This is a genomic window from Novosphingobium terrae (assembly GCF_017163935.1).
In the GTDB taxonomy this organism is placed as follows: Bacteria; Pseudomonadota; Alphaproteobacteria; order Sphingomonadales; family Sphingomonadaceae; genus Novosphingobium; species Novosphingobium terrae.
This window is the reverse complement of the sequence record NZ_JABVZR010000001.1, coordinates 3,031,930-3,044,692: the sequence shown is the minus strand read 5'-3', so window position 1 is coordinate 3,044,692 and position 12,763 is coordinate 3,031,930. Positions and strand designations below refer to the sequence as shown.

General features: G+C 63.6%; 12 protein-coding genes. 6 read left to right on the top strand and 6 right to left on the bottom strand.

Translation table 11 applies throughout. The features are described from left to right. Positions 1 to 68 precede the first annotated feature (68 nt). Positions 69 to 299 carry a hypothetical protein gene (locus tag HGK27_RS13580; RefSeq protein WP_206241230.1) on the top strand — a complete coding sequence of 77 codons (231 nt, stop codon included), beginning with the start codon at positions 69 to 71 and terminating at the stop codon, positions 297 to 299. 208 nt (positions 300 to 507) lie between these two features. Here HGK27_RS13580 and HGK27_RS13575 read toward each other — a convergent pair whose 3' ends face one another. The 4 genes from HGK27_RS13575 to typA all read right to left on the bottom strand — a co-directional run bounded on the left by HGK27_RS13575 (position 508) and on the right by typA (position 4,720). Next, a complete protein-coding gene (locus HGK27_RS13575) occupies positions 508 to 1,230 on the bottom strand; it encodes a hypothetical protein (RefSeq protein WP_206241229.1) in 723 nt (240 codons plus the stop codon). A gap of 239 nt (positions 1,231 to 1,469) precedes the next feature. Next, positions 1,470 to 1,715 carry a hypothetical protein gene (locus tag HGK27_RS13570; RefSeq protein ID WP_206241228.1) on the bottom strand — a complete coding sequence of 82 codons (246 nt, stop codon included), beginning with the start codon at positions 1,713 to 1,715 and terminating at the stop codon, positions 1,470 to 1,472. 172 nt (positions 1,716 to 1,887) lie between these two features. After that, a complete protein-coding gene (locus HGK27_RS13565; RefSeq protein WP_407674620.1) occupies positions 1,888 to 2,649 on the bottom strand; it encodes a DUF4019 domain-containing protein in 762 nt (253 codons plus the stop codon). A 241-nt stretch (positions 2,650 to 2,890) separates the two neighbouring features. Beyond that, a complete protein-coding gene (gene typA, locus HGK27_RS13560; protein WP_206241225.1) occupies positions 2,891 to 4,720 on the bottom strand; it encodes a translational GTPase TypA in 1,830 nt (609 codons plus the stop codon). A 348-nt stretch (positions 4,721 to 5,068) separates the two neighbouring features. Between typA and HGK27_RS13555 the strand changes: the two genes are divergently transcribed. The 5 genes from HGK27_RS13555 to HGK27_RS13535 all read left to right on the top strand — a co-directional run bounded on the left by HGK27_RS13555 (position 5,069) and on the right by HGK27_RS13535 (position 9,450). Beyond that, a complete protein-coding gene (locus tag HGK27_RS13555; protein WP_206241223.1) occupies positions 5,069 to 7,741 on the top strand; it encodes a TonB-dependent receptor in 2,673 nt (890 codons plus the stop codon). A 130-nt stretch (positions 7,742 to 7,871) separates the two neighbouring features. Continuing rightward, positions 7,872 to 8,270 (top strand): DUF805 domain-containing protein, encoded by a 399-nt coding sequence (locus HGK27_RS13550; RefSeq protein WP_322099034.1) that lies wholly within the window; start codon positions 7,872 to 7,874, stop codon positions 8,268 to 8,270. Positions 8,271 to 8,350: 80 nt separating this feature from the next. Next, entirely contained in the window at positions 8,351 to 8,755 is a 405-nt protein-coding gene (locus HGK27_RS13545) for a DUF805 domain-containing protein (RefSeq protein WP_206241219.1), read from the top strand. 55 nt (positions 8,756 to 8,810) lie between these two features. Then, positions 8,811 to 9,224, top strand: a complete 414-nt coding sequence (locus tag HGK27_RS13540; RefSeq protein WP_206241217.1) for a DUF805 domain-containing protein — start codon at positions 8,811 to 8,813, stop codon at positions 9,222 to 9,224. Between the two features lie 13 nt (positions 9,225 to 9,237). Further along, on the top strand, positions 9,238 to 9,450 hold the full coding sequence (locus HGK27_RS13535) for a hypothetical protein (protein WP_206241215.1): 213 nt from the start codon (positions 9,238 to 9,240) through the stop codon (positions 9,448 to 9,450). Here the strand turns inward: HGK27_RS13535 and HGK27_RS13530 are convergent. Together HGK27_RS13530 and HGK27_RS13525 are read right to left on the bottom strand one after the other, a co-directional pair. Further along, positions 9,447 to 11,987 carry an ABC transporter permease gene (locus HGK27_RS13530; protein ID WP_206241213.1) on the bottom strand — a complete coding sequence of 847 codons (2,541 nt, stop codon included), beginning with the start codon at positions 11,985 to 11,987 and terminating at the stop codon, positions 9,447 to 9,449. The two genes, HGK27_RS13535 and HGK27_RS13530, sit on opposite strands and share 4 nt — an antisense overlap. After that, complete coding sequence (locus tag HGK27_RS13525; RefSeq protein ID WP_407674619.1) at positions 11,984 to 12,733, bottom strand: ABC transporter ATP-binding protein; 750 nt, start codon at positions 12,731 to 12,733, stop codon at positions 11,984 to 11,986. Before HGK27_RS13525 ends, HGK27_RS13530 begins: the two co-directional genes overlap by 4 nt. Positions 12,734 to 12,763 lie beyond the last annotated feature (30 nt).

The window sequence follows — 12,763 nt, the reverse complement described above, 5'->3', positions numbered from 1 at the left end:
GTTCTTGTCAGCGGGCCGATCGGCTTTTTGAGTTATGGCCATGATCCGCAGTGAAAGGAAGCCCATCCATGGCATCCAATCCTTCAGACGGCACTGGACCGTCTGAGCGAAGCGACCGGCAGACGGTTCAGATGACTCATGCCGATCTGCATGAGGTCAGCTGGAAAGCGCAATTGCTGGCTCAGGCGGCGAAATCCGTGCTGGGTGAAATGGAGACCGGCAAGGCCACCATGGCTGAGGGGCAGGCGATGTTCGATCTGTTGTGGCGGGTGGGTTTTCGGCCATCCGATGGGTGTTGAGCGGATACTTCAAGGGCTGCTGGCAGATATTACGTTGAGCGATGGTTGTGCCGGCATGGGAGGCTTGCTGCGCTCTGCTTGCAGGCCCCGACGATGCCGTTGAGCGCAGCATGGACGCGTCCGGGAGGGCGAGGGCGCAAGCATGCCTCTTGAGACATGCGGCCAACAAAGCCCCCCCTCGCATGATTTCTTTATTCTTTCCGACGCATCAAAACCGATATCCTGCTGTCAGTTGGACGATGGGATAGACCTCATATTTGTCCAACTCGCGCTGCAGTCCGGCGCGCTGGGCCTCCAGGCGGCTTGGCGAGACAGTGGGGCCGGTGTTGGTGAAAGGATAGACCCGCCCGGAGCCCATGAACATCGCCCCGGCCTCGATCCCCACCTTGATCCCGCGGCGCAGCGTGCCCGCGTAGCCGAAGGTGAATGTGGGCGCCACCGCCGGGAAATCGGCATAGCCCAGCAGCGTGCCCGTGCGCGATGAGGTGTAGGTCACGCCGTCGATCACGATCACGCCGTTGAAGGTCGATTTGGCACGCAGCTTGTTCTTGTTCAGCCGCGCGCCGCCCGAGATGAAGAAGCCGCCGCCGAAGGGGCGGAAGTCCAGCATCAGCCCGCCCGAGCCGAGATGTGCCTCGCCGTGATAGGGCAGGCCGCCGGAGTGGAAATCATGCGAGACGTTGAGAAAGGTGATGTTGCCGCGCACGCCGACATAGCGGTTGATGGCATAGGATACCTCAGGCCCGACGCCGAGGCTGCCGCCTGTCACGCCGAAATAGACGGGTGAAATATGCGGCTGGGGTTGTTGATCCTGTTTGGGTGCGTCTTGTGTTTGTGGAGGTGTTTCAGGGGAGGGTGAAGAATTCTGGCCAAAAGCCGGATAGGGGAGCAGGAAGGCGGCAAGATTGCCGGCGACGACGAAGCTTTTCATGGCCATTCAATTCACCCCAGTATTTTTACCATGCCTTTCTTTGCGGAGTGTTTACTGTCCGCAATGCCGTGATTGACAGGGTAAAACATTGGCAGATGTGGCTGGAAAGGATCGCCTTTCGATTCTGTTCCTGCGCTTCGTCGCGAAGCGGCCGTTCAGGGGGCGGTTGCGGCGCCAGACGGGATGAACCGCCTCTGACTCTCCATGAGTCGAGGTGAAAGACGCGCTGTGTGAAGTGCTTAGCGGTCCCGGTGGCCCCATTGCCACTTGGGTGGCTCACCCTTGAGGAAGCCGAGCGCGATCAGTCCCGCTGTCGCGAGGGCGATGCCGGCAAAGGAAAGGGCGGGGCTGGCGTTCCTGGCGGCATGAAGCGCGAGGATGATCAGCAGATAGGCACCGATGCTGAGCCAGCCTTCGACAGAAACCGGCGTCCATCCCCAGCCATAGGTCTTGCGGCGGAACCAGAGTTTGCCTTGGCGGGACATGGCAGGAGCCTTGGTGTCGGTTTTCCGTGCGGAGATTTTATCATGAGGGCAAGGCCGGGGGAAGAAAGGAAAATGCGAGGGTGTTACCCCCTCGCGCTCCCATAACGTCTTCCGGCGACAGGGCGGTGGTTCCTTGTCCTTGCGTTTGGCCTCTCTGTTGCGGGGGAGATGATTACTCCACCGTTACGCCCACGACACGCCAGTGGCCGTCTTCCTGGTCGAGGGAGACCGTTTCCAGTGCGTCGGGCTTGTTGGCGTAGCGGGTGTGGAATTTCACCACCTGATAGCCGTAGGGCGGTGCGGGCAGGTTTTCCTCGCTGGAAAAGCTGCGCGCGATCATTCTGCCCAGCGATTGGCGCATCTTTTGCGATGTCGCTGCCCAGACTTGCCCGGTGTTCAGCTTGCGGAAGGCCTTGCCGGTGGCCTTGTAGCTTTTGTCCCATTTGTCCTGATCGACCAGTGACAGCCATTGGCTCGCCGTCTCGGCGGTTTGGGAATGGGCGCTTTCAGCGTTGGGCGCAGGCGGTGTGGTATCGATCTGCGCCAAGGGGCTGAGGGCCAGAAGGGCGAGAAGAAGGGGCATGAGCAGAACTCCAGCGATGATCCAGATGGAGCGTTTCGAACGCTCCACGCCGTTGACCGGCGCCTTGTTCTCATTCGCTTTGGACTGGCCCGGGTCTTCCCCCATTTCCGTGTCCCCAAGAGAATGGGGGGCTGTCTCGCCTTCCTTTTGCAGCAGCAGCCGGGCGGCCTCGCGGCTGCTGGAGACGGTCATCTTGCGGCGGGCATCGCGCAGCCGCTCGTTGACGGTGTGAACGGAGAGACCAAGGCTGGAGGCAATAGACTTGGCATCATGCCCCCGCACCATGAGGCGCAAGGTCTGCCTTTCCTTCTCCGTAAGCCCCCAGACATCATCTTGTGCCAGCATGGCCATCCTTTCGGGCAGCGAGCATGGCCCCGACAACCCCAAAAAATTTGTACCACCCCCAAAGCGCCGCAGGCAGTGAATTTCATCCCCTCAAACGCCCCAACCCAATCGAACGAAGCGCAACGTGGACAAAACCCGGGAGCGCGAGGGGGTAACCCCCTCGCATCATCTCCTTTCTTGAAACCCAAACAAAAAGGCCGGAGGTTTCCCCCCGGCCTTCCTGCGATCTCTCAACAGTAAAGAACTCTTACGAGTCCTTACGACGGCTGGCCTTCTTGCGCTCGTTGGGATCGAGCTCGGCCTTGCGGATACGGATGTTCTTGGGAGTCACTTCGACCATCTCATCGTCATCGATGTAGGCGATGGCCTGCTCCAGCGTCATCACCTTGGGGGGCGTGAGGCGGACGGCATCGTCCTTGCCGCTGGCGCGGAAGTTGGTCAGCGCCTTCGACTTCATCGGGTTGACTTCGAGGTCTTCGGGCTTGGCGTTCTCGCCGATGATCATGCCTTCATACAGGGCCTCGCCCACGCCGACGAACAGGATGCCGCGCTCTTCGAGCGGGCCCAGCGCGTAGGCATTGGCTTCACCGGCGCCGTTCGAGATCAGCACGCCGTTCTTGCGACCTTCGATCTTGCCCTTGTGGGGGCCGTACTTGTCGAAAAGGCGGTTCATGATACCCGTGCCGCGCGTGTCGGACAGGAATTCACCGTGGTAGCCGATCAGGCCGCGCGAGGGGGCGATGAAGCTGATGCGGGTCTTGCCGCCGCCCGAGGGGCGCATGTCGGTCATTTCGCCCTTACGCAGCGCCATCTTTTCCACGACGGTGCCCGAGAACTCATCGTCCACGTCGATCAGGACGCTTTCGTAAGGCTCGGTCTTGCCACCGTTCTCGTCGGTGCCGAACAGCACGCGGGGACGGCTGATGCCCAGCTCGAAGCCTTCGCGGCGCATGGTCTCGATCAGCACGCCCAGCTGAAGTTCGCCGCGACCGGCGACCTCGAAGCTGTCCTTGTCGGCCGATTCGGTGATCTTGATGGCCACGTTCGATTCGGCTTCGCGCTCCAGGCGGTCGCGGATCATGCGGCTGGTCACCTTGGTGCCCTCGCGGCCCGCCATCGGCGAGTCGTTCACGGCAAAGCGCATCGACAGGGTCGGCGGATCGATCGGCTGGGCCTTGATCGGGGTGCGGACCGAGGTGTCGGCGATGGTGTTGGCCACGGTGGCGACGGTCAGACCGGCCAGCGAGATGATGTCGCCAGCCTTGGCTTCATCGACGGGCACGCGGTCCAGACCGCGGAACGACATGATCTTCGAAGCGCGACCGGTTTCGATCACATTGCCCTCGGCGTCGAGCGCGTGGATCGCCTGGTTGGTCTTGACGACGCCCGAGGTGACGCGGCCGGTCAGCACGCGGCCCAAGAAGTTGTCGCGGTCCAGCAGGGTCACCAGGAAGGTGAAGGGAGCGTCGACTTCCAGCGCCGGCGGGGGCACGTGGTCGACGATCTTCTGGAACAGCGGGGTCAGCGTGCCCTCGCGGCGGTTCATGTCATCGCTGGCGTAGCCGTTGCGGCCCGAAGCGTAGAGCACGGGGAAATCGAGCTGCTCGTCCGAAGCGTCGAGCGACACGAACAGGTCGAACACTTCGTCCAGCACTTCCTGGATGCGCTCGTCGGGGCGGTCGACCTTGTTGACGACGACGATGGGCTTCAGGCCCAGCGCCAGCGCCTTGCCGGTCACGAACTTGGTCTGAGGCATGGCGCCTTCCGACGAGTCCACCAGCAGCACAACGCCGTCGACCATCGAGAGGATGCGCTCCACCTCGCCGCCGAAGTCGGCGTGGCCCGGGGTGTCGACGATGTTGATGCGGGTGCCTTCCCACTCGATCGAGGTGGGCTTGGCCAGAATGGTGATCCCGCGCTCCTTTTCGAGATCGTTGCTGTCCATCGCGCGCTCTTCCACGCGCTGGTTGTCGCGGAAGGTGCCGGACTGGCGGAACAGCTGGTCAACCAGCGTGGTCTTGCCGTGGTCAACGTGAGCGATGATCGCAATGTTGCGAAGCGGAAGCGGGGCGGACATCGAAGGGTCTTTCCGTAAGAGGGGGCGGGCCCGTTGCGGCACGCCTTTCTGGCATCAGTCATGGTGCGGCTTTTGCACCGCACAATTCTGGCGGCCCCCTAGTCGAAAAGCGCGCGCAGGGCAAGGTGGGGTGAGCGGGAGGCAACTCGGCTGGGCGCAGCGAGCGATCCGGGCCGCGCTGCGCGAGTGTCCCAAAACTGCCACAGAGGGCGCGCTTTGCACGGAAAAGCACGGCGAACCGAGGGTTTGGGCCGCTTTGGCCATTGAGATTGCACCGCACGCTCATTAACACCGGCCAAGATGAACAGGACAAAAACAAGCGCCCTGTCGGGCCGGGACGCAGATGATATGAACCGTAACAAGATTGAGGATGGGGTTGAAGCGCGGGGGATGGGCGGTCTCGCCACGTCGCTGACGCGCCTGCGTGGGGCCTGGCTGGCAGGCGGGGCGATGGTGCTGGCGGCGCCGGGCGTGGCCTATGCCGCCCAGCCGCCCGCCGAGGCATCGCCTGCCGAAGCCGCGCCTGCGCCCGCCGCCGAGGCTCCCCCCGCCGAGGCCGAGGAAGCACCTCCCGCACCGCCGCCTGTGGCCGGTGAGGGCAGTGGCAATGAGATCCTCGTCACCGCCACCAAGCATGAGCAGACGCTGCAGAATGTGCCTGTGGCCGTCACCGTCACCACCGCCGAGACGCTGAATCGCGCCAAGATTCGCGATATCGCCGATCTGGCCAGCGTGGTGCCCTCGCTGCGGGTGAATGAGCATCAGACCTCGGCCAACACCTCCTTTCTGATCCGTGGCTTCGGCAATGGCGACAACAATGCCGGGCTGGAGCCCAGCGTCGGTGTGTTCATCGATGGCGTCTATCGCTCGCGCAGCGCGGCGCAGATCGCGGATTTCCCCGATGTGACCCAGGTCGAGGTGTTGCGCGGGCCGCAATCGACGCTGTTCGGCAAGAATGCCAGCGCGGGCGTGGTCTCGATCACCACGCAAGAGCCGCAGTTCAAGACTCAGGGCTCGGCGGAGCTGTCCTATGGCAATTACAATGCCTTCGTGGCCAAGGCGAACCTTACGGGCAAGATCGCCAAGGATCTGGCCGGCTCCATTGCGGGGGGCTACAACCGGCGCGACGGTTATGTCTATGACGCCGGGACCAACAGCAAGACGAACAACCGCAACCGCTGGTATGTGAAGGGCCAGCTGCTCTATGCGCCGGACAATGGCCCGCGCGTGCGGATCATCGGCGATTATGGCAAGATCGACGAATTGTGCTGCGCCACGATGAATGTGCTGCCCAGCGCAACGACGGCGGCGATTCAGGCGATCGGCGGCAAGGTCAATCCGGCCAGCGATCCCTATTCCACGCTCTACAACAATCTGAAATCCACCAACAACATCACCAATTACGGCGTGTCGGCGCAGATTGACGACAATCTGGGCCCGGTGAAGCTGACCAGCATCACGGCGTGGCGCAAAAGCCTGAACTACAACAATCAGGACAGCGATTTCACCAGCGCCGATCTGCTCAGCCGCAATGCCGCTGATGTTCATATCCGCACCTTTACGCAGGAATTCCGTGCCAATCTGGCACTGGGCGATTTCGTCAACCTGCTGGGCGGCGCGTCCTATTTCAACGAGAAGATCGATCAGATCGGCCAGCTGCAATATGGCAGCGATTTCCGCAATTACGCCAATCTGCTGGTGCAGCAGCAGTCGGGCGGGGCCTTCAGCCTGCCGGCGGTGGAAAATCTGCTGGGGGCGCTTTCGGGCAATCCGTCGCTCTACAGCGGCAAGTTCTTCCAGTCGGGCACGGGCTTGAATGAGGCCTATGCGCTGAAGGATGAGAGCTTCTCGATCTTCGGTCAGGCCGATGTCAAATTCGGCAAGCTCACCGTCACCGGCGGCATCAGCTATACCCATGATGCCAAGCGCTTTTCCACCAATGTCGTCAGCAATGACGTGTTCTCCAGCCTGAATCTGGCCAGCTATGTGCCGGGCGCGACGCAGGTGCTGGCCGCGCAGGGCGTGCCCAATGCCGGAGCGGTGGCGCAGCAGCTGATGGCGCTGCACGCACTGCAGGTGATGCCGCCCTTCCTCAACGTGCCCAATGCCGTTGAGCCCGGCCATGTGGCCGATGGCAACGTCAGCTACACCGGGCGTCTGGCCTATCAGCTCAACCCGCATATCAACCTTTATGGTTCCTATGTGACAGGCTGGAAGGCGGCTTCGGTGAATCTGTCGCGTGACAGCCGCCCGGCTTTGGCCGATGCTCCGGCGATTGCCGCGGCTGGTCTGGCGCTCAACAATCTGACCTATGGCAGCCGCTATGCCCTGCCGGAGAACTCACGCTCGATCGAGTTCGGGCTGAAGGCCAATTGGGGCATCGCCACGGCCAACATCGCGGTGTTCCACCAGACGATCAAGAACTTCCAGACCAACCAGTTCGACGGCACCGGCTTTGCGCTGCTCAATGCCGAGAAGGAATCGGTCTATGGTTTCGAGTTCGAGGGCACTGTCCATGTCGGCCCCGAGGTGACCATCGGAGAAAGCCTGACCTATCTGCGGCCCAAGTATGACAGCTTCGTCAACTCCAGCTTCGGCGATATTTCGGGCAGCACACCTGCGGGCATTCCGCCGATCTCCTCGACCGCCGTGCTGACCTGGGATCATCCCTTCGCCAATGGCCATCACCTGATCTTCCGTGGCGACTGGCATTACGAAGCACCGACCCAGATCGAGGACGGTCTGCCCGGCTTCATCACCACCAATCCGCTGACGGGCGCGGTGGTGAATTACCAGACCGGTCTCGATGCCGCCCGCGCCTTCAAGCGCGAGGTGAGCGAGATCGACGCCTCGCTGAGCTGGAAGCTGCCGCGCGGTCTGGAACTGAGCGTGTGGGGCCGCAATCTCACCGATGATCGTTACATCAACATCGTGTTTGACAGCCCGGCGCAGGCCGGATCGGTGTCCGGCTATCCCAATCAGCCGCGAACCTATGGTGTGTCGGCTCTATACAAGTTTTAAATAGGTACTCTTCGCTATTTCCGCAAAAAGCAGGGTGGTGCCACGGCTCACCCTGCTTTTTGTTTGCCTATGCTGCTGCCTTTCGGGCAGCATTCATGAAAGTTTGGAAGAGAGCCCCCCGATGGAATGGATGCTTTTACCCTTTAAGCGCTATGCGGATTTCAGCGGCCGATCGAGCCGCAAGGAATTCTGGATGTTCGTGCTGCTTCAGGCGATCGTGATGCTGGCCATGCTCAGTGCCGCAGTGATCACCAGTTCGGGCGGCATCAACCATCCGGGCAACGGGATCGGCATGGTGTTTCTGGGCCTGTGGTTCCTGTTCGGGCTCGGCTCGATCATTCCCTACATCGCCGTGCATGTGCGGCGCTTCCATGATCAGGACAAGTCGGGCTGGCTCTATCTGCTGGCCTTTCTCCCCTATGTGGGCGGCATTGTGATCCTGGTCTTCATGTGCCGCCCCGGCACGCCGGGTTCGAACCGTTTCGGTGAAGATCCGCTCGACAGGGGCCTGATTACCGTGTTTAGCTGACCGTTCCACGGCCCTCTGCTGCGTTACCGGAGGGGCGATGTCGCATTTCACCAAATTCGCCAAAATCAAGGAGAGTTCGCATGGAATGGATGATCTTGCCCTACAAGCGTTATTTCGACTTTGCCGGTCGTTCGCAGCGCAAGGAATACTGGATGTTTATCCTGCTCAGCGTGATCGTGCAGGTGGTGCTGGATGGCGGGCTGGGCGGCACCTATTCGGTGCTGCTGGGCCTGCGCTCCACACCCAATTTCGCGGCTACGGCGCTGAGCGGGCTGTTCGCTCTGGGGTCGATCATTCCCTCGCTGGCAGTGGCCGTGCGGCGGCTGCATGATACGGACCGTTCGGGCTGGTGGATTCTGATCGGTCTGGTGCCGCTGATCGGCGGGCTGGTGCTGCTCTATTTCCTGGTGATTGACGGCACGCCCGGGCCGAACCGTTTTGGCGAAGATCCCAAGGGCCGTGGTCTGGCAACGGTCTTCAGCTGAAGACAGGGAAGGGGGCTGCAATGGCCCCCTTTTTTTGGCCTGACAGGGGTGTGGTATGAGTTTGATATCCTGGGCGCTGCTGCCCTATCGGCGTTATGCGCAATTCAGCGGGCGGTCGCGGCGGCTGGAGTTCTGGCTGTTCCATCTCTTCACCAGCCTGACCAATCTGGCGCTCGATCTGCTGCTGGGCGGCGATTTCTCCGTGGGGCTGGGTCTGCGTGCCGAGCAGACCATGCTGGGCAATGTTGTTACGGCCATCTTCGGCCTCGGCTCGGTGGTGCCGACCTTCGCAGTGACGGCGCGGCGGCTGCATGACACCAACCGCTCGCAATGGTGGATGGCGCTGTTTTTCGTGCCGATCCTGGGCTGGTTGGCGCTACTGATCTTCGAATGTCAGGATGGCACGCCGGGTCCGAACCGCTTTGGCGATGACCCCAAGGACAGCGGCTTGAAAGCCGTGTTCAGTTGAGCAGGAGGGCAGGATGCGTGATGTTCAACTCGGTCGCGTCCTGTTTTGGGTTCATATGGTCGCGATTGTCGCGGTGATCTGCCTTGCCTGGTGGCAGACCTACCATCACAAATATGTGTGGTGGGAATATATGACGGGGATTGGCGGCCTGACCGTGCTGCGGATGATCCGTAACCACGTCGAAAGGGTTGAAGAGCGCGAGGTGCAGCCGCGGGAGCCTTTCTAAAGCTCCCGCAGGGCCCGCGCCGGTCTGGCGTTCAGCAGTGGCAGAGAGCTGGCAAAGGCAAAGCCCAGCACCACCACCAGACCCGCGCCCAGCACCAGCAGCACATGAGGCCAGTCGGGCAGGAAGTCGAAGCTGAAGAGCTTCACCACCACCAGCCAGCCAAGGCTGCTGCCCAGCGCCAGCGCAACCAGCGCCAGCAGCCCCGCCAGCAAGCCATATTCCGCCATCTGCAACGCCAGCAACTGACCCCGGCTGGCGCCCAGCACGCGCAGGATGGTGTTGTCATAGAGCCGTGAGGCCCGCGCCGCCGCAATCGCCCCGATCAACACCGCGATCCCTGCCAGCACGGCGATGCTGGCCGCCGCGAGGATGGCGGTGGAGACCTGCCCCAACAGATCGCGGGCCGCGCTCAGCAGCGGGCCGACTTCGACCACCGAGGTGCCCGGCAAAGCTTTGGTCAGGCGGGACAGCAAGGCGCCCTTCACCGCGCCAGAGCGATGGGCGGGATCGAGGCTGATCGTTGCCGCCAGCTTGTAGGGTGCCCCGGCCAGCGCGCCGGGCGAGAAGACCAGCACATAGTTGAAGCCGAAACTGTCCCAGTCGATGCGGCGGAAGGAGGTGACTTTCGCGCTGCGCTCCACGCCCAGCAGGCCGATGGTGATGCTGTCGCCCAGATGCAGGCCGATGGTTTTGGCCAGCTTTTCATCCACCGAGACCTGCGGCTGGTCGGCATTGGCGGGCGTCCACCATGTGCCCTCGGTGACAGTGTTGCCCTCGGGCACACTGTCGCTGAAGGTCAGGCCGCGTTCGCCTTTCAGCGCCCAGGCGTCGTCGGGCACCTCTTTCAGATCGGCGACGCGCGTGGGGGCGTTGTCCGGCCCATAGGCCAGAATGGCGCCGCGCAGGGCGGGCACGGTGCGAACATGTGCTCCGGGCGCGGTGGCCTTCACCGCTTGCGTGAAGGTGCCCAGCTGATCGGGCGGCAGATCGACGGCGAAATAGTCCGGCGCCTTGGCGGGGACGCGGCGGGCGATGTTGGCATCCAGACTGGACTGCACCACCGCCAGCAGCACAAAGGCCGAGAGGCCGAAGCCCAGCGCCGTCACCAGCCTTCCGGTCTGAGCGCCGGGGCGGTGCAGATTGGCCAGCGCCATGCGGGCAATGGGATCGCGCGGGCGCGGCAGCCGCGCCGCCAGAGCGCGCAGCCCCCAGCCCAAAGCGCCCAGCAGGGCAAAACTGCCCACAGCGCCCGCGATAAACAGCGCGGTGGTCCGGATGTTGGCGGAGCCCGCGAAGGCCAACGCGACAATCGCCACCAAACCCAGCGCCACGGGCACAAAAGCGCCTCGCCTCCAGCGTTGCCCGGCACCCGCTACCCGCGCGCGCATCAGCGCCATGGCGGGAAAATCGCGCGCGGCGGCCAAAGGCGGCGCGGCGAAGACCAGCGCCACCAGCAGGCCCCAGCCTCCCGCGCGGCTCAGCGCGAGGGGCGAGAGGATCAACCCCTCATCCACCGGCAGCACGCTGGACAGCGCATGGGTGAGCAGCGGCACCACGGCGGTGCCCACCACCAGCCCGGCCAGACTTCCGGCCAGAGCGGCAGCGGCAATCTGCGCCACATAGATCCGCGCGATATCGGCAGAGGTGGCGCCCAGAACCTTCAGCGTGGCAATCGCCTGCCGCCGGGCTTCAAGATAGCTGGCCGTGCCGCCGCCGATGCCGAGGCCCGCGATCATCAGGGCGGCCAGCCCCACCAGATCGAGGAAATCGCCCATGCGGCCGATAAAGTTCTCGGCGCCCGGCGCGGCCTTGTCACGCGTGCGGATATCGATGCCGGAGCTGGGCAGCTGAGCCTTCAGCCGGTCCGCAATCGCCTGAGCATCGCAGCTCTGCGCGCAGGCCATGCGGGTGCGGGTGCGAATCATCGCGCCCGGCGCGTCCAGCCCGGCGCGATGGGGAAAGCCTGCATCGGTGATGATCGTGGGGCCGAGGGCAAAGCCTTCGGAGAGGCGGTCGGGTTCGTCGGCGATGATGCCCAGCGCGGTCAGGCTCTGCCCGGCGATGGTGAAATGCTGGCCCGGCGTGATGCCCAGCCTCTGCGCCGCGCCGTCAGAGAGCCATGCGCCGCCCGCTGAGGGCGCGCCCACCTTGCGGCCATCGGCCAAGGTCAGGCGGCCCACCAGCGGCCAGTTCTGGTCGACGGCTTTCAGCTCGATGGGGGCGGTGGTGTCGCCGAAGCTGGCCATCGCCTGCATCCGGCTGCCTTCCGAGAGCGTGCCATAGCGCCCCAGCGCCGCGCGTTCCTGAGGGTTCAACCCGCGCTGCCAGAGCGTGAACTGCACATCGCCGCCCAAGGTCTGGCGGCCTTTGGTGGCAAGGTTATGGTTGATGGTGGCGGTCAGCGTGCCGGTGGCGGCCAGCGCGCCCACGCCCAGAAACAGGCAGGCCAGCAGCAGCCGCAGGCCCCGGAAGCGCGCCGAAAGATCGCGCCGCGCCAGGCGCCATGCCATGCCCCATGAAAGCGTGGCATCGCTCATGACGTGCGATCGTGGCTGGCGTGGAGGTTTTCGCTGGTGTGGTGCGGATCGTTCAGGCTGTCGCTGGCGATATGGCCGTCGGAAAGGCGGATGATGCGCTGGGCGCGGGCGGCCAGCGCCTCGTCATGGGTGATGATCACCAGCGTGGCGCCGCTTTCGGCGCGACGGGCGAAAAGGAGTTCGATGATCGCCTCGCCTGTGGCATGGTCGAGGTTGCCGGTGGGCTCGTCGGCGAAGATCAGCGTGGGACGGGGGGCCAGAGCGCGGGCGATGGCGACGCGCTGCTGCTCGCCGCCCGAAAGCTGCGTGGGATAATGGGTGAGGCGGTGCGTCAGGCCGACAGCCGCCAGCTCCTCACGGGCACGGGTTTCGGCATCGGGCAGGCCCGCCAGCTCCAGCGGGGTCATCACATTTTCCAGCGCGGTCATGGTGGGCAGCAGATGGAAGGCCTGCAGCACCACGCCGATGCGGCCCCTTCGGGCGCGTGCCAAAGCATCCTCGTCCAGCTGGGAAAAGTCCTGATCGGCCACGATCAACTGGCCGCCGCTGGCGCGTTCCAGTCCCGACAGCAGCGCCATCAGCGATGATTTGCCCGATCCCGAAGGCCCCAGCAGCGCAACCACCTGCCCTTGGGGCACAGTCAGTGAAACGCCATGCAGGATCGCCGTCGCCTCCGCACCTTGCCCCAGCGTGAGGGTGAGATTGTTCGCCGTGATGGCGGGCTTGCTTTCCGGGGCGTTTGTCACAAGATGGATATGGCGCGCGGGTGCCCGCGC